A 16,909-nucleotide genomic window follows, 5' to 3' on the forward strand; every position below is an offset into this window, starting at 1 on the left:
CTCCTATTTTTCGGATATATTATAATGTCTTGATCGTAGCTGACCACACGCTGCAGCAATACTACTTCCTAACTCTCTTCTTATTGTCACTTGAATACCAGATGACATAAGAATATTGTAAAATTCTTTAATTTTCTCTTTTGGTGGTCTTTTAAAGTCTCTTCCATCTATTGGATTTACAGGAATTAAGTTAACATGGACAAGTTTCCCTGACAACATTTTAGCAAGTTCGTTTGCACATTCAATTGAGTCATTTATTCCATCTATTAATGCATACTCAAATGTCACTCTTCTATTTGTTTTACTAATATAGTAGTCAACAGCTTTTAATATATCCTCAATAGGATATTTTCTATTCATTGGGACCAATTTGTTTCGTAAATAGTTGTTTGGGGCATGAAGAGAAATTGCAAGATTTACCTGTTTAGGATACTCAGAGAGCTTGTAAATTCCCTCTATAATCCCAACAGTTGAGATTGTTATATGCCTCGCGCCTATATTTTTTCCCTCTTTAGAATTTATAATATCAATGAACTTAAACACATTTTCAATATTGTCAAAAGGCTCACCACTCCCCATCAAAACAACATTAGAAATTCTCTTTTTTGTGACATTCTCAACATTGACTATCTGGTCTACCATCTCACCTGCAGAAAGATTTCTTATCATGCCACCAATGGTTGAGGCACAAAATGCACACTTCATCCTACAACCAACCTGGGTTGAGATACATATTGCATTACCATACTTGTATGGCAAAAAAACAGACTCAATAGCATTGCCATCAACAAGCTCAAGCAAAAACTTTATGCTTTCACCATCACTTTCATATTTTACAACCCTCAAAGAATTCAAAATAAACTCTTCTTCTATTCTTTTTCGCAATTGAGCTGGAATGTTAGTAAATGAATTTACATCAGTCGCATTCTTTTTGTACAACCATTCAAAAATTTGGTTAGCACGAAATAGCTTCTCTCCTGTCTCCTCCACCCATTTTTTTAGCTCATCCAAGGTAAAATCTTTAATGAGCCTTTTCATACTATGCTTTGCCTTCTTTCTTGAGTTTTGCAATAAAAAATCCATCACATTTATATTCATCAGGAAATATTGTATTTTGAGAGATTAGATTAAAATCCTTATGTTTCTCTAAAAATCTTAATACAGTGTCTTCATTTTCCCTGTGTCCAAGCGTGCATGTGCTGTAAAATATTATACCACCATCTTTTAAATACTGTGCTGCATTGTCAAGCATTCTTAGCTGAAGCTCATGTAAGTTCTCTATATCTTCTTTTGTTTTATTCCATTTAATGTCGGGCTTCTTTCTAATTGTTCCAAAACCAGAACATGGAAGGTCTGCAATTACAATATCGAATTTCCCTACAAAATCTTCATTCAACGTAAGAGCGTTATTTTCAGCAACTACAACATTGTCAAAGCCAAGCCTCAATAGATTTTCTCTCAAACGCTCAATCTTTGACTTATTTACATCACATGAAACAACAAAACCTCTTGTTACCTCTGCACAGTTAAATGTCTTACCACCTGGCGCTGCACATAAGTCCAAAATGGAGCTTGCCTTTTCAAAATCATCTCTGTTCCATTTTACAATGAATGAAGAGGCAAGGTCTTGATAATAAAAGTAACCATCTCTGTAAAGTTCACTTTCTTTTATATTACCTTTGACAATATAAACAATCTCTCTATTTAGTTCTGGCACTTCATACTCATACCCACAGGCTTCAAGCTTTTTTAAAAATTCTGCCTGGCTTATTTTTTTTGTATTTATTTTTATACTCTGCAGTGGTTTTGTATTTAAAAATTCCAAAATTTTTACTGTCTTATCAAATCCATAAGACTTTTCTAAATAATCAATCAAAAACTTAGGGTATGAAAGTTTTATAGAAAGAAAATCCTTGATGTTTACCTCTTTTACTCTTTCAAGTGCTTTTTCTATTTCGTCTTTTCTCCTTATTATGTTTCTCAATATCGCATTGACAAAGCCCTTTTGATTTTTATTGACCTTCTCTGCAAGCCCACATGCTTCACTGACTGTAGCATAGTCTGGAATCTTGTCAAGAAATAATAGCTCGTATGTTGCAACTCTCAAAATGTTAAGTATTTTCTTGTCCTTTACACCTTTTTTTGCAACAAAGTTTATATAATAGTCAAGAAGGTTTTTATATCTTAGCACACCATGTACAAGCTCAACAAAAAGTGCTCTATCTTTTGTTTTTTTGAGCTTTTGATGGTACTTTTCCATCAAAGTATCTGCATTTATATTTTTTTTACTCTCAATCTCAAAAATGACTGAAAAAGCAGCGCTGCGCGTATTAATCTTCAATCATCCCTTCTTCTTTGAACTAAGCTTAAATAATATAAAAGCTGAAGTATTGCAACAGCGACGGCTGCAACATATGTCATTGCTGCAGCCCTCAAAACCTTCTTAACACCCTCTTCTTCTGAAGGCATAACCACTCCTGCCAATTTCAAGGCCTGAATAGCCCTTTTGCTTGCATTTACCTCAACTGGCAAAGTAATTAAGGTAAACAAAACTGCAAGACAAAATAGAAGTATTCCAAGATTTATAAAAATATCACCGTTTCTGAACAAAAGACCTATTAATATTAACGGAAACGCAAGGTTTGAACCTATATTTACAACTGGGACCATTGCACTTCTCAAAGAAAGCCAAGGATATCTTTCGTAATGCTGTATTGCATGACCTGCTTCATGGGCAGCAACACCTATTGCTGCAATTGAATTTGAATCAAATACACCGCTTGATAACCTCAAAACCTTAAAGCGTGGGTCATAATGGTCTGTCAAAAGACCAGGGACATATTCCACCTTAACATCGTAAATACCATTTGCCCACAGGATACTTTTTGCAACCTCTGCTCCTGTCAGCCCAGAAAAACTTCTCATCTTAGAGTACTTTGAAAAAGCTGCTTGAACTTTTATTTGGGCAAATATTGAAATCAAAAATGCAGGGATCGCAAAGATTAAATACATTGGGTCAAAGTAGTAAAACATTTTAGAAACCTCTCCTTTTTTAGCTCAAAATATCACCTTTTTTTATTTTATACCCGTTAACAAAATCTCTTGCACTCATTTTTCTGCCGCCTTCTAATTGAAGTTCTTTTAATTTAATTACACCACCTTTTACCTTAACAAGAATCCCGGTCTCATTAATTCCCAATATTGTGCCATTTTGTACATTTTCAAGATTGTCAAGTTTTGCAATCTCCATCTCATGAATCTTTAGAAGTTTCCCTTTATAAATTGTAAATATGCCAGGCCAAATTTTTAAAGCTCTGAACCTGTTGTAAATCTGCACTGCACTCATATCCCAAGAAATTTGACCTTCCTTTTTATCAATTGGAGGAGCGTATGTGGCTTTTGTAGAGTCTTGTTTTACTGGCACAATATTTGAGATATTCTTTAAAGTCTCAATCAAAAGCTTTGCACCAAGCTCAGACAACTTCTTAGAAAGGGTTATAACATCATCATTTTGCTCTATTTCTATTCTCTCTTGAAGTAGAATATCTCCCGTGTCAAGCCCTTCATCCATCTTCATAATTGTAATGCCTGTATAATTTTTCCCATCCATCAGCACTCTTTGAATAGGTGCAGCACCTCTGTATTCAGGCAAAAGCGAGGCATGGACATTAATGCATCCGTACTTGGGTATTTGCAAAACTTCTTTTGGAAGTATTTTCCCATAAGCCACAACCACAATTACCTCTGGATTTATCTTTTTCAAGACTTCAAAAAACTCTTCATTGCCTTTTAACCTATCTGGCTGGATTACATTAAGATTAAATTTTAACGCAAATTCTTTGACTGGTGGTGGGGTTAAAATCTGTTTTCTTCCAACTGGCTTGTCTGGTTGAGTTACTACGAGTTTTATATTAAATTGCGGTTCCTCAATTAATTTCTGTAAAATATTTGCTGCAAAATCTGGTGTGCCCATAAAAACAATGTCCAAGGCTCATCTTATCTCCTTTCAAAAAGCAAATATTTTTTATCAACTATGCAATATTACTCCAAATCCATCTTTTGCTCTTTTGAGCGTCTTTTTTCAATTTCTTCCTCAGTAACAAACCTTATCACCTTGTCAATAAACAAGATTCCATCAAGATGGTCTATCTCATGGCACAAAGCTCTTGCAAGCAAATCCTCAGCTTCGATTTTAATCTCTTCTCCGTGCCTGTTTTGTCCTCTTACAATCACTCTTTTTGGTCTTTCAACCTCTCCCCATACATTTGGAACAGAAAGACACCCTTCGATATCTATCTGACTTCCTTCAGAATACTCTATTTGTGGATTTACAAGCTCAATTGCACCATCACCTAGGTCAACCACAATGGCTCTTTTCAAAATTCCAACTTGTGGTGCAGCAAGTCCAATCCCATTTGCCTCATACATTGTCTCTTTCATGTCGTCAAGAAGGTCATGTAGCCTTTTATCAAACTTCTCAACAGTTTTAGACTTTTTGTGAAGTATCTCATCTTCATAAATCCTTATCTTTCTCAAAGCCATCTTCTCTATCTTTTACCCTCCTGTTTACAGTGTGTTTAAAGGATTAACATCAATTATGAGTTCAGCATTATTATAATTATATCTTTCTTTTATCGTATTGGCTATATCAATCATCTGCAAAGCTTTTTCAAACTTGACAAGTATATGATACCTATATTGATTTTCAACCTTGAAAATTGGACTTTCGCTGGGCCCGTAAATTTTGAGATTAACAATCTTTGTACATTCTTCAAGTAATCTATACACAATTTCTATCCCTTTTTTAGCATAGCCTTCATTTTGTGATACTACAATGAAATTTACAATATATGAATATGGTGGATATCCAATTGTTTTGCGAATCTTTACCTCTTCTCTAAAGAAGCTTTCATAGTCATGATTTGAGGCTGCAACTATACTATAATCGTCAGGGTTAAATGTCTGAATTACTACTCTTCCTTGTTTTTCTCTTCCAGCTCTCCCTGCCACCTGAGTAAGAAGTTGAAATGTCCTTTCTTTGCTTCTAAAATCTGGCATATTTAAAATGGTATCAGCATTTATCACTCCAACCAAAGTCAAATCAGGAAAGTGCAATCCTTTTGCAATCATTTGAGTACCTACCAAGATGTCGGCTTCTTTTGACTTGAATTTGCTCAAAATCTCTTCAACTGCGTCTTTTCTCGTGGTAGTGTCTTTGTCCATACGTAGCACTCTTGCGTCTTTAAAATACGTTTTTATCTCATCTTCTATTCTCTGAGTACCACTTCCATACTGGCGGACATATTTGCTGCCACATTTTGGACATATACCTGTATACTCTTGTTTGTAATTGCAATAATGACACCTCAAATATCCGTCTTTATGATAAGTAAGTGAGATACTACAATTTTTGCACATGTAAACATAGCCGCACTCACGGCATATCACAATGGGAGAATACCCTCTTCTGTTCAGGAAAAGTAAAACCTGTTCTCCTATTTGCAAGTTCTTCTCTATCTCACTTAATAAAAGCCTACTAAAGATTGATTTGTTACCATCTAAGATCTCTTTTTTCATGTCAACCACAAATACCTCTGGTAGTGCCTTGTTTATTCTCTCTCTCAAAGTACAAATAGCATATTTTCCTGTTAGTGCATAATAAAAGTGTTCAACTGTTGGAGTTGCTGAACCTAAAACAATTGGTATACTATTTATTTTTGCTCGCATCTGAGCAACTTCTACAGCATTTACACGAGGTGATTTTTCTGATTTATAACTTGTCTCATGCTCCTCATCAACAATTATAAGTCCTAACTCTTTTGCCGGAGCAAATATTGCAGACCTTGGCCCAATTACTACTTTTGCCTCTCCACTTTTTAGCTTGAGCCAGGCTCTCTGTCTTTGTGAACTGCTCATCTTACTGTGATATACAACAACTTCACTTTCTATTCTTCTTTTGACATTCTGAATCATTTGTGGCGTCAGTGAGATTTCAGGTACCATAAGAATTACGCTTTTACCTTTGCTAATCACATATCTCATTGCTTGAATATATACTTCTGTTTTTCCACTTCCAGTTACTCCAAACAAAAGAATATTTTTGTATATTCCTTTGTCAAACGTAGAGGTTATTAATTCAAGAGCTTTCTTTTGGTCTTCTGTCAAGCTATATTGAGGTTCAACTAATGTGTCTTTTTTTTCTTCATTTGAACTCTTCAATAGTTTTAATTCAAATTTTAGTAATCCTTTTAAAAACAAGTTCATAATTTTATCTTTATTTTCTTTTGCAAATCTTGAATTTGCTGAAACTGGCCTCTTTAGAATTCTATTGTAAATTTCTTTAAGTTCATTTTCTAAGGTCAAATCTGAAGTTTGTTGAGCACAAATCATGTATATTTCGTTATTGCTCACAAACGGAGGAACAATCAAGCCCAATGCTTGCCCTAATTTAATGGCATAATAATTTTTTATGGAAAATGCAAGTCTTATTTGCTCATCTGAAACAATTGGAATTTTGTCAATTACAGCAAGCACACACTTTAGTTTTTCTCTTTCAACATTTGTATCTTCTTTTACATTGACAATAAGTCCTTCTACAACTCTATTTGAAACTCCAAAGTTTACATACACTCTTTTACCAACTTCAACAAGTTCTTCAAGATGTCCTGGGACCAAATAGTCGAATGTCCTGTCCACATTTGCATCTTGATAATTAATACACACCTCAACAATCATCATAAAAAACTCCACCCATTAAAAGTATTACCTCTGCTACTTTCTGCAGAGGTAATCTACTATGAAGTCAAATATTCTGCCTGCCACTTCTTCTTTGCTAAGCTTAGGAAGCTCTAAAACCTTCTCTTTTGAGATTAGCGTGACAATGTTCGTATCCACATCAAATCCAGCACCTTCTTGTAAAACATTGTTAGCAACAATCAAATCTGCATTTTTCTCATAAAGTTTTTTCTTGGAATTTTCAATTAAATTTTCTGTCTCAGCCGAAAATCCTACAACAATTTGCCAATCCTTCTTAGTCTCCCCCGCATATTTTAAAATGTCAGGATTTTTCTGAAGTTCAATCTGTAGTTCTTGTTCTTGTTCCTTTTTTATTTTCGATTCTCTAAAGTTTTTTGGTTTAAAGTCTGCAACTGCAGCAGAGAATATGAGTATGTCATATTTATCCTTTATACTTTTTACTTCTTCATACATCTCATAAGCTGTCTCAACATTAATTATCTCGATATCTGCATAAGTTTGAATGTTTACAGGACCTGAAATGAGAGTAACTTTTGCTCCTCTTTTATAGGCTTCTTCTGCTAATGAAAAACCCATCTTACCTGATGATCTGTTAGAAATAAACCTCACAGGATCTAAGTATTCTCTTGTTGGGCCAGCTGTGATGAGAACCCTTTTGCCATCCAAATCTTTTTTTTCAAGCAGTCTTTCAATTTCAATTACAATTCTTTGATTTTCAGGATAACGTCCTTTCCCATATGCTCCACAAGCTAAAAGTCCTGCTTCAGGCTCTAAAACATTTATGCCAACCTGTTTTAGCTTTTGTACATTTGCCTGCACAATTTTGTTTTCAAACATGTTTGAATTCATTGCAGGAACAATTAAAATAGGCTTATTGAATGCTAAAAAAGTGGTTGTCAAAAGGTCATCAGCAATGCCATTTGCAAACTTTCCAATGACATTTGCTGTTGCAGGAGCTACAACTAAGATATCTGCCCAGGCTGTCAATGATATGTGTTCTATATCATAGGAATACTCACTTTCAAATGTGTCAAGATAAACTCTGTTTTGCGAAAGAGTTTGCACTGTTAAAGGGGTTATAAACCTTTGTGCATTTTTGGTCATAATTACCTTTACATTTGCCTCAGACTTTTTCAAAAACCTTATGAGCTCACACACTTTATATGCTGCAATCCCGCCACATATTCCTATCAAGATGTTTTTATTTTTTAGACTCATTCTTCTTCACCGGCTTTATATACTTATAAGAAATCTTACCAGTGGCAATTTCATTTACTGCCATTGTGACGTATTTGTCAGATTCTAAGTTTATATCCACCTTTTTTGCATTTGTTCTAAAAGTTGCCTTGCACGCTTTGCAACAAGCACAGACAGTGTATACTTATTGTCAACATACTGCAAAAGCTCATCAAGCCCTGGTCGAAGTAACATCCTCTTTCACTCCTTTAAAAAGCTTTGTACATCAAATCTTCTTGTCCTAAGCTTTTCCACTTCAATAATCTTTTCAATTGCCTCAACAGCTTTGTCAACATTGTCATTGATAACACAATAGTCATACTTTGGTAAAAGTCTAATTTCGCCTCTTGCAATATTAAGCCTTGCTTCAATTTCCTCTTCAGTTTCTGTTGCCCTTTTTTTAAGCCTATTATACAGCTCTTTCATAGAGGGGGGTAATATGAATATGAGCACCGCATCTTCAAATGTAGACTTGACTTGCAAAGCACCTTTGGTTTCAATCTCTAATATTACATCAAAGCCCTTTTTCAATGTTTCCAAAACAAAATCCTTAGGTGTACCATAATAATTGTTGTTATACTCAGCATATTCTAAAAAATTGTGGTTTTTTATATCATCCTCAAACTGCTGCCGAGAGACAAAAAAATAGTTAACACCTTCTCTTTCACCAGGTCTTGGCTTTCTTGTTGTCTTCGAAATTGAAAGTTTAATATTAGGATTCCTCTCTAATAGTTTGCCCACAACCGTGCCCTTCCCAACACCTGCTGGACCTGATATAACAATTAAAAGTCCTTCTTTCATCTCTTGTCAACCTCGTCCTCAACATCAATATCTTCTTCAAAATCTTCTTCCGGTTCAATTACCCTGTGCGCAACAGTCTCTGGCTGAACAGCGGATAGTATTACATGGTCAGAATCTGTTATAATCACTGCCCGTGTTCTTCTTCCATATGTTGCATCAATTAGCATTCCTCTTTCTCTTGCCTCTTGGATTATTCTTTTTATTGGAGCAGAGTCAGGACTAACAATTGCAATCAGCCTGTTTGCCGAAACTATGTTCCCAAATCCAATGTTGATAAGTTTTATATTACCACTGTTACTCAAAGAAACTCACCTCTACTCAATATTTTGAACTTGCTCACGGATTTTTTCAAGCTCATCTTTTAAGTACACAACACAGTTTGAAATTTCATATACTGTTGACTTTGCACCAATTGTATTTGCTTCTCTGTTCATCTCTTGGATAATAAAGTCAAGCTTTTTACCAACAACTCCACCTGCATTTAAACATTCTACAAACTGCACTATATGACTTTTTAGCCTCACCAACTCTTCTGTAATATCACTCTTGTCTGCAAAAAGTGTTATTTCTAACATCAGCCTGTTTTCATCAATATTCTTTAGCTCAAAGTACTCATTTATTCTTTTATAGAGTTTTTCACGATAGCTCTCTACAAGAGATGCAGAATATCTCTCTATCTTTTGTACTATCTCATTTATCCTTTCAATTCTTTGTAATATGTCTCTTTTTAAATTTTCACCTTCAGTTTTTCTCATGCTATCAAGGTTCTTCAACGCAACTTCAATACAACTCAAAAGCTCATTTTTTATTACGTCACTATCAAATTCTTGATTTTCAATCACAAGTGCATCTGGAAGTTTTATGAAGGTTGACAAGCTAAAATCGTCTTGGACCTCAAGAAAGTTCTCTCTTACAATATTTATTGCTTCTAAGTACTGCTTTAATAATCCTAAATTTGGTGTTATTTTATAATCTTTTTCACTAAAACTTTTAAAACTCACATATACATCAACTTTTCCACGTTGAATATATCTTGATATGAGATTTTTTATATCACCTTCAAATTTAATAAATTCCTTTGGTACCCGCAGGTTTATCTCCAAATATCTATGATTTACACTTTTTATATCAACCGAGTATTCTCGTTGCTGTGTGACTTGCTTGGAACCACCATAGCCTGTCATACTTTTAATCATTGTGATACAATCATTCCTTTCAAAACATTTAAAACAAAGCGTAAAAACTTTTTTGCACTATTTATTTTAAAGTATTTTTACCCATAAAATCAAGAAAGGGTTATAATAATAATTGTACACCATTCTAAAAAGCAGGTGAATTTGAAATGATAATCGGTCTTGATGTGGGTGGAACAAACATTGACATTGTTGCAATTGAGAACAACAATGTTGTGGACCACAGAAAATTTAAACGTGGTGAAGACCTTCTTTTTTCTATATTGACAAGCTTAGAAGAATTTATAACAAAAGATTATATCTCCAATCTTAGTCGTATTGTGCTTAGCACTACAATTACCACAAATGCAATCGTCCAGAACAAGCTTGACAAGGTTGGAATGATAATTGAAAACGGCATTGGAGCAAATCCAGATTTTCTCATGTGTGCAGATGTTAATATCTTGCTTGACGGCTATATAAACAACAGAGGTATTGAGGTTAAGAGTTTCAACAGGGAGAGAGTAGAAAAGGCAATTTTGACCTTCAAAAAAGCTGATATAAAGAACATAGGAATTGCGTGCAAGTTCTCTGTTAGAAATCCAAAGCACGAGATCGATGTCTATGATATCGTAAAAAGACATGGTTTTGAGTTTGTTTCTTTAGGACATAGGATTTCTGGTAAATTGAACTTCCCGCGCAGAGTATTTTCTACATATTTAAATTCAGCTGTCTATAGTAATTTTAAGGCATTGTGCAATGCCATTTTAGAGTTCTTAAAGGAAAAAAATATACCTTCTTACTTGGTATTTATACAAAAACCAGATGGAGGAATTGTCAATTTAGAAAATTTAAAGGAATTTCCCATTTTCTCAATCTTATCAGGCCCCGCAGCTTCAGCACAAGGCGGCTACATCTTATCAAAACCTCTTTCTGATGCAGTTATAATTGACATTGGTGGAACAACTACTGATATTTCATTTGTCTGCAATGGCCAGTTTGTTTTAGAACAGTATGGGGCAAGAATAGCAAATTACCCAACCTTAGTCCGTGCTATTTATTCAAGGTCTGTAGGAATAGGTGGTGATAGCATAGTAAAAGTTGAAGATTCCATCTCAGTTGGTCCTGAAACAGTAAAATCTTGTAATATCAATAGAAAAAATATTGTTACCTTTACTGACGTGTTACAGTATCTAAATTCTTCTTCGGATGATGAAGCACAAAGTCGACTTAAAAATTTGTCAAATAAAGCAAATATGCCACTTGAGCTCTTTTGCAATAAAGTAGTAAAGGTAGCTTTAAATACAATTTGTAAAAAAATAGAAGAAGGGATTGATTACATCAATAACACCCCCATTTATACAATTCAAAAACTTTTATATGGTGAGAAATTCATCCCCAAAAAAATAGTAGTAATTGGTGGAGCAGCTGATTTGATAAGTAAACATTTAGAAAAAGAGTTAAAAATTAAAGTAGAAGTTCCTCGATATTATATGGTGGCAAACGCAATAGGGTGTGCGCTTGGCTCAGTCTCAAGAGAATATAATTTGGTTGCAGATACAGAACAAGGAAAAGTTTATATACCTGAGCTTGATAAGTATGAAAGTGTTAATATAGATTTTTCTCTTGCTCAAGCAAAGGATTTTTTGATAAACAAGATTATAGAAGCAGGTGATGCTCTTTCAGCGGATGATATAGAAATTGTCGAGGAGAATTCGTTTAATATGATTAGAAATTTTAGATATTGTGGAAAGATAATCAAGATAAAGGCACAGCTAAAACCTAAACTTCAAGAATTAAAATAAATGGAGGTCTTCAAAATGCAAAGAGCACAGAACAAGCTTGGGCTTATCCTCTTTCCTGCATTTGACTGGAGAATTACCCCTACACATCCTGAAAGAGAAGAGAGACTTCTTTACACCATTGACCAAATTGAAGAAGAAGGTTTTTTTGACTATGAGAATGTATTTGTATTTAATCCTGAAATAATTGACGAGAAGTATATAAATCTTACACACTTTTGTGTCCCTAACTTTGATTCAATTGCAACCATTTCACATAAAATTGCCGCAAGTAGCACTATTACCATAGCTAAGAAGGTTATCTCAAAAAAAGTCGAAAAAGGTTTTGCTTTGATTCGCCCACCTGGTCATCATGCTCATAGGATAACCTATGGTGACAGAGGTTTTTGTATAATAAACAATGAGGCAATAATGGTTGAGTACTTGAGAAAAGAGTATAAAATTGGCAGAATAGCAATCATTGACACAGACTGCCATCATGGGGACGGAACACAAGATATATTTTGGAATGACAAAGATGTTCTGTTCATTTCTTTGCATCAAGATGGAAGAACTCTTTATCCTGGCAGTGGATTTATAGATGAAGTAGGGGGCCCCGCTGCAATTGGATACACTCTCAATTTGCCTTTGCCACCATATACTTCTGATGAAGGATTTTTATATTGCTTAGAAAATTTGATCCTCCCTATCTTAGAAGAATTCAAACCTGACATTATCATAAATTCAGCTGGACAGGATAATCATTATTCAGACCCCTTGACAAATATGAACTTTTCAGCGCAAGGATATGCTAAACTCACCGAAAGATTAAACCCTCATATTTCAGTGTTAGAAGGTGGGTACTCTGTTGAAAGTGCTCTTCCATATGTCAATCTTGGTATAATATTTGCCCTTGCTGGTATTGATTATTCTAATATAAAAGAGCCTGACTATGACTATGAAAAGTTAAGACAATCTCCAAAAATAAGTGAATATATTAAAAGATTGTGCGAAAACGTGTACACTATATGGAAAAACAAAGAACAGACTGCACATGAGTTCAAGAAAAAATACCAGAAATATTATACACGAAAAAAATCAATATACTACGATACCATGGGATTTTTAGAGCAGCAGCTTGAGAACATTAAAATTTGCAACAAATGCTCAGGGTTAATAACTATTGAGTCGCGTTGTTTGAATTATAAGGTTTTTGCAATCACAATACCACATGATGCATGTGATGAGTGCTGTGATGAAGGTTATAAACTTTTTACAACTTATGATCCTGTCAACTTTTCCCATATAATCTTGCAGGATAAAAAGAATTTTGAATTTTACAAAAAAGGAAACTTAAAATAGCACTGGGTTGTTTGTCACTTTCTTTTTTTTAAATTTTCTCCATTGATTAACACTAAATCTCCATGTTTGAAATTAAGTTTCTTTGCCAAGTATTCACATTTAATTTTAAGAAGGTAAAATATATTGTCTTGAATTTCCTCAAATTCATCTAAGGATTCAAAATTTGCCTGACCTTTTGAAATTACAATATCCACATTTAAGATTAACTGTTTAAGCTGAGATGATACAAATTCCTTAGGAATACCTAACAAGCCTAAACCTGTCTCCACAATGGTTGCAACTTTATCCATGCCAACTTCTTTTGCATCTTCTAATGTTGCGTCATTTAGTATAGGTTTTGTCTTTACTATGTAATATACATTCTTGCCCATTTGATTTAATACTTCCACTAAAACTTTGTCAAACACAATCTCCCCTGCGTTATCTCCTGCAATCACAATGTTTTTACTGTTTTGAAGCTTCTTTTTTAAGAGAGGATAGTCATCTATCGAAAATCCGAAATCAAAAGCGTGCGAAAGCTCACTTTCGATGTCAAACTCTCTTTTTATGCCTAAATCAATTACATTGCCCGCTACAGCAGCCTTTAGAGACTCATAAAGTGGATCTTTTGATTCAAAAACCTTTTTTCTTACACTTTCGAAAAGTTCAAGTGCCAAAGCATTTGATTGCTTTTTCGCAGAGTAATAGGGATCGTTATTTTGTATTATTTCATACGTTTTAAGCAAAACAAGTGAAGAATTATAAGCTGGTGAATCCTGTGGATTTAAAGTTTTTATAAAGTCCATTAGCTCATACAAAACTTCTTTCTTTCTCTCGTCAGGTATATTAGCCATTTCCATGCATGAAACAGCTTGTTTTAAATAACAGTGAATACAATCTATAAGAGCATTCATAGTATTAGAATTCTCCTTTCATCATTTTGTATGCTGAGATGAGGTTTAACATTTTAAATTAATATAATAACTCTTGATTTATTGTCAAGATAGATATTATAATTTTATTGTACTTGCTCCATTAGCTCAGTGGTAGAGCAGTCGATTCGTAATCGACTGGGCGGGGGTTCGAATCCCCCATGGAGCTCCAATAAAATCAAGGGGTTTGAGGATAGGTAAAATATAACAAGTGCATTTTCTACAGCTATCTTACTGCTACCCGAGAAACTGTAAAATTTTAGGGTAACTACTCCACTATCTTAGGAGTGGTTACCCTTTGTTTTTATATCCTCAAATAAGCTGTTTAATTTCATTGCAGCAGCTTTCTTTATTTCAGGCATAACATGAGAATAAATATTGAGGGTTGTAGAAATATCTTTGTGTCCTAAAAGCTCTTGAACAACTTTTGGATGTTCGTTCGCTTCTAAAAGCCTTGTTGCATATGTGTGTCTTGGTGTATGAAAATTTACTCTTTTGTCAATACCTGCTTTTTCTCTTATTCTGTAAAAAAGCCTTTCAAATTTCCCTATGTCAATTGGAGTGCCAAACTCTGTTGTAAATACTAATCATTATCTTCATAAAGCATTCCAGCTTTTAATTTTTCTTCTAACTGTTTTTTCCTGTGCTGCTTTAACTCTTCAATTATTACTGGTGGCAAAGGTACTATTCTTTTACCAGCCTCTGTTTTTAGCTTTTGAAAAGCAAGTGCAGTCTTTTTGGAGCTACTACCATCAAAAATCTTTACTTGCTGCAGTGTCCTTCTAACTTCAATGTATCCATCCTTAAAATTCACATCTTTCCAGCGCAAAGCTAAAAGTTCACCTATTCTAAGTCTACTTGCTAACTCAACAAAAAATGCAGTTTTTAGTTTTTCCCCTCCAAAGCTGCAATAAATCTTTTTTGTTCTTCTAAACTCAGTATTCTTATTTCCATTTTTGGCTTGCCTTTTGGCAAAGTGGTTGCCTCTGAAACATTTCTGTTGACAAGTCCATTTTTCAAAGCTTGGTCTAAAGCTGAATGTAAAACAACATGAATCTGCTTAATCGTACTTATACTCAAACCTTCTTGATATTTGGTATTATACAAAGCTTGAAGATGCTCAGGTCTCCAATCCTTTAGCTTATAATGACCAATGGCAGGATTTATATGTCTTTCTATATAGCACAAATAATCTTTGAACGTTGAAGGTCGCAATGTCTGTTTTTTATATTCCCAAAGCCATGGGTTAAGCCAATCTTTCAACGTTGTCTTTGTAGGGTCAACATAAACACCTGTTGCTACGTCATTAAATGCCTTTGCTATCTTTTCAGTAACCTCTTGTCTTGCCATAAAAATATTGCCGCTTTTGTCTGCCGTTTTCATCTCTTCCTATGGTAATTTGACCACACCAAAGCCCGTCTTTCCTTCTGTATATGCTGCCTTCATTGTTTCCTCTCTTTTTAGTATTTGCAGGCATATTATAACACCTCTTTTATTTGGGCAAAGTCTATTATAAGGTCTTCAAAAATACCAACCTTGACCTTGTCACTGAAGGTATAAGCTTCTGGTGGCAAGTAATCTTCATTGTCTTTGAGTCTGTACACCAAGATTGTTTGATTTTTAGGATTGACAATCCAGTATTCTTTAACCTTAAATTGTGTATAAAGATTGAGCTTTCGGATATAGTCATGTGAAAAATTGCTCTCAGATACAACCTCAATTATCATCTCAGGAGCTCCAACACATCCTTTATCAGTAAGCTTTCTCTTGTCGCAAATAATTGAAATATCAGGCTGCACAACGTTGATTGCTTGTTTTTCATCCTGTCCTTCCTCTGTTAGGACTACATCAAATGGAGCTGTGTATAACTTGCAGGGCTTATTAGAAGATTTGAGATAATTCTTTATCAATGTTGCAAGCTCTATTACAATTTCTTGGTGCACTCTTGAAGGAGCAGGGCTCATATCGTAGATGACACCTTCAATCAGCTCCACCCTTGCGTCTTCTGGCAGCTGAAGATAGTCTGTATAGGTGTATATTTTAGGTATTCTGGTTTCCATCAGATTCACCTTCCTTGGAATAATCAATACTTTTATCTTTTTTCTTATATTCTTTAACTTTTTCTACAAAAATTCCTTCTGTCTTAAACAATGCTAAATATAAAGCTTCTGAATAACTTCTTGACATATCCTCTAAAAAATCAAAAAGCACAGAAAAATTATCCCTAATATTTTTGTAAATTTCACCCATTTCATTTAATACTCTCTCAAAATAATCATACTTGCTCTTTATTTTCTCATCTTCCTTCTTAAATTCCTCATAAGTTATTTGACCATCAATAAAATCTGCAAACAATTTTTCAACTTTATCATTTGGATACAAATCATCTAAAGCAATGAATCTATTCTCTTCATCTTCTAAAAATGTTCTAAATTTTTCAAAGAATAAGTTTATATGACTTATTAAACGATAGATTAAATCAGTAATAAAATCTCTATTTCTTTCTTGTTCATGAGCAAAAAAGTAAATAATAGCAGTATTAACTAACAAAGGTTCTAATACCTGTTCAATAAATGTTGCAACTTTTTTTTCAATTTTTTCATCCCAAATTGCATAAGGTAGATTTTCAACTACAAATTTCTCAAACTTTGTTCTTTTGGAAAATTGTTCTTCTACTGTCCTATACTCACTTCTACCAATAAGATAATCAACTGTGACACCAAAATAGTCTGCAATTTTTATAAGTAATTCATATTTGGGTTCTCTTCCATTTTCATAATACGAAAGATTTTGGACAGATATTCCTAATTCTTTTGCTAATTCAGCTTGGGTTAATCCTCTTTCCTCACGCAATTCTTTTAATCTTTTACCAAACATTATCATCTTCCTT

The 16,909-nt window shown here is 34.1% G+C and carries 20 protein-coding genes and 1 tRNA gene; 3 read left to right on the top strand and 18 right to left on the bottom strand.

Annotated elements, in window-relative coordinates:
* Positions 1-3: 3 nt before the first annotated feature.
* The 11 genes from rlmN to H964_RS02825 form a co-directional block, all read right to left on the bottom strand.
* Entirely contained in the window at positions 4-1,038 is a 1,035-nt protein-coding gene (gene rlmN, locus H964_RS02775; protein WP_039764441.1) for a 23S rRNA (adenine(2503)-C(2))-methyltransferase RlmN, read from the bottom strand.
* A 1-nt stretch (position 1,039) separates the two neighbouring features.
* Positions 1,040-2,341, bottom strand: a complete 1,302-nt coding sequence (gene rsmB, locus H964_RS02780) for a 16S rRNA (cytosine(967)-C(5))-methyltransferase RsmB (RefSeq protein WP_083931426.1) — start codon at positions 2,339-2,341, stop codon at positions 1,040-1,042.
* On the bottom strand, positions 2,338-3,033 hold the full coding sequence (locus H964_RS02785; RefSeq protein ID WP_039764442.1) for a zinc metallopeptidase: 696 nt from the start codon (positions 3,031-3,033) through the stop codon (positions 2,338-2,340). Before H964_RS02785 ends, rsmB begins: the two co-directional genes overlap by 4 nt.
* Positions 3,034-3,052: 19 nt before the next feature.
* Positions 3,053-3,973 (bottom strand): methionyl-tRNA formyltransferase, encoded by a 921-nt coding sequence (gene fmt, locus H964_RS02790; RefSeq protein WP_039764631.1) that lies wholly within the window; start codon positions 3,971-3,973, stop codon positions 3,053-3,055.
* A gap of 68 nt (positions 3,974-4,041) precedes the next feature.
* A complete protein-coding gene (def, locus tag H964_RS02795; protein ID WP_039764444.1) occupies positions 4,042-4,542 on the bottom strand; it encodes a peptide deformylase in 501 nt (166 codons plus the stop codon).
* 24 nt (positions 4,543-4,566) lie between these two features.
* Complete coding sequence (gene priA, locus H964_RS02800; protein WP_237738171.1) at positions 4,567-6,738, bottom strand: replication restart helicase PriA; 2,172 nt, start codon at positions 6,736-6,738, stop codon at positions 4,567-4,569.
* Between the two features lie 33 nt (positions 6,739-6,771).
* A complete protein-coding gene (coaBC, locus tag H964_RS02805) occupies positions 6,772-7,974 on the bottom strand; it encodes a bifunctional phosphopantothenoylcysteine decarboxylase/phosphopantothenate--cysteine ligase CoaBC (protein WP_039764446.1) in 1,203 nt (400 codons plus the stop codon).
* Positions 7,975-8,064: 90 nt separating this feature from the next.
* Entirely contained in the window at positions 8,065-8,187 is a 123-nt protein-coding gene (rpoZ, locus tag H964_RS12765) for a DNA-directed RNA polymerase subunit omega (RefSeq protein ID WP_237738172.1), read from the bottom strand.
* Positions 8,188-8,193: 6 nt separating this feature from the next.
* A complete protein-coding gene (gene gmk, locus H964_RS02815; RefSeq protein WP_039764447.1) occupies positions 8,194-8,793 on the bottom strand; it encodes a guanylate kinase in 600 nt (199 codons plus the stop codon).
* A complete protein-coding gene (remA, locus tag H964_RS02820; RefSeq protein ID WP_039764634.1) occupies positions 8,790-9,077 on the bottom strand; it encodes an extracellular matrix/biofilm regulator RemA in 288 nt (95 codons plus the stop codon). The genes gmk and remA overlap by 4 nt, the downstream gene beginning before the upstream one ends.
* 30 nt (positions 9,078-9,107) lie before the next feature.
* Positions 9,108-9,989, bottom strand: coding sequence for a YicC/YloC family endoribonuclease (locus H964_RS02825; protein WP_039764448.1), 882 nt, complete (start codon positions 9,987-9,989; stop codon positions 9,108-9,110).
* A 146-nt stretch (positions 9,990-10,135) separates the two neighbouring features.
* Here H964_RS02825 and H964_RS02830 point away from each other — a divergent pair, with 146 nt between their 5' ends.
* Positions 10,136-11,770: a hydantoinase/oxoprolinase family protein gene (locus H964_RS02830; RefSeq protein WP_039764449.1), complete on the top strand. Its 1,635-nt coding sequence runs from the start codon at positions 10,136-10,138 to the stop codon at positions 11,768-11,770.
* Positions 11,771-11,785: 15 nt separating this feature from the next.
* Entirely contained in the window at positions 11,786-13,108 is a 1,323-nt protein-coding gene (locus tag H964_RS02835; protein ID WP_039764450.1) for a histone deacetylase family protein, read from the top strand.
* 14 nt (positions 13,109-13,122) lie between these two features.
* Here H964_RS02835 and H964_RS02840 read toward each other — a convergent pair whose 3' ends face one another.
* On the bottom strand, positions 13,123-14,001 hold the full coding sequence (locus H964_RS02840; protein ID WP_039764451.1) for a damage-control phosphatase ARMT1 family protein: 879 nt from the start codon (positions 13,999-14,001) through the stop codon (positions 13,123-13,125).
* 115 nt (positions 14,002-14,116) lie between these two features.
* Here H964_RS02840 and H964_RS02845 point away from each other — a divergent pair.
* Positions 14,117-14,191: transfer RNA gene (locus H964_RS02845), tRNA-Thr, on the top strand.
* A 109-nt stretch (positions 14,192-14,300) separates the two neighbouring features.
* Here the strand turns inward: H964_RS02845 and H964_RS13150 are convergent.
* From H964_RS13150 to H964_RS11915, 6 genes are read right to left on the bottom strand one after another with little or no spacing between them, the layout of a single operon-like run.
* Entirely contained in the window at positions 14,301-14,576 is a 276-nt protein-coding gene (locus tag H964_RS13150; protein ID WP_307189054.1) for a tyrosine-type recombinase/integrase, read from the bottom strand.
* 26 nt (positions 14,577-14,602) lie between these two features.
* Entirely contained in the window at positions 14,603-14,848 is a 246-nt protein-coding gene (locus tag H964_RS13155) for a hypothetical protein (RefSeq protein ID WP_271629796.1), read from the bottom strand.
* A gap of 56 nt (positions 14,849-14,904) precedes the next feature.
* Positions 14,905-15,369 (bottom strand): tyrosine-type recombinase/integrase, encoded by a 465-nt coding sequence (locus tag H964_RS12775; protein ID WP_237738173.1) that lies wholly within the window; start codon positions 15,367-15,369, stop codon positions 14,905-14,907.
* Positions 15,347-15,496: a hypothetical protein gene (locus H964_RS12780; protein WP_237738174.1), complete on the bottom strand. Its 150-nt coding sequence runs from the start codon at positions 15,494-15,496 to the stop codon at positions 15,347-15,349. Before H964_RS12780 ends, H964_RS12775 begins: the two co-directional genes overlap by 23 nt.
* Position 15,497: 1 nt before the next feature.
* On the bottom strand, positions 15,498-16,079 hold the full coding sequence (locus H964_RS02855) for a Uma2 family endonuclease (RefSeq protein ID WP_039764452.1): 582 nt from the start codon (positions 16,077-16,079) through the stop codon (positions 15,498-15,500).
* Complete coding sequence (locus tag H964_RS11915; protein ID WP_237738175.1) at positions 16,060-16,896, bottom strand: helix-turn-helix domain-containing protein; 837 nt, start codon at positions 16,894-16,896, stop codon at positions 16,060-16,062. Before H964_RS11915 ends, H964_RS02855 begins: the two co-directional genes overlap by 20 nt.
* Between the last annotated feature and the right edge of the window lie 13 nt (positions 16,897-16,909).

Source organism: Caldicellulosiruptor sp. F32, from assembly GCF_000404025.1.
Classification (GTDB): domain Bacteria; phylum Bacillota; class Thermoanaerobacteria; order Caldicellulosiruptorales; family Caldicellulosiruptoraceae; genus Caldicellulosiruptor; species Caldicellulosiruptor saccharolyticus.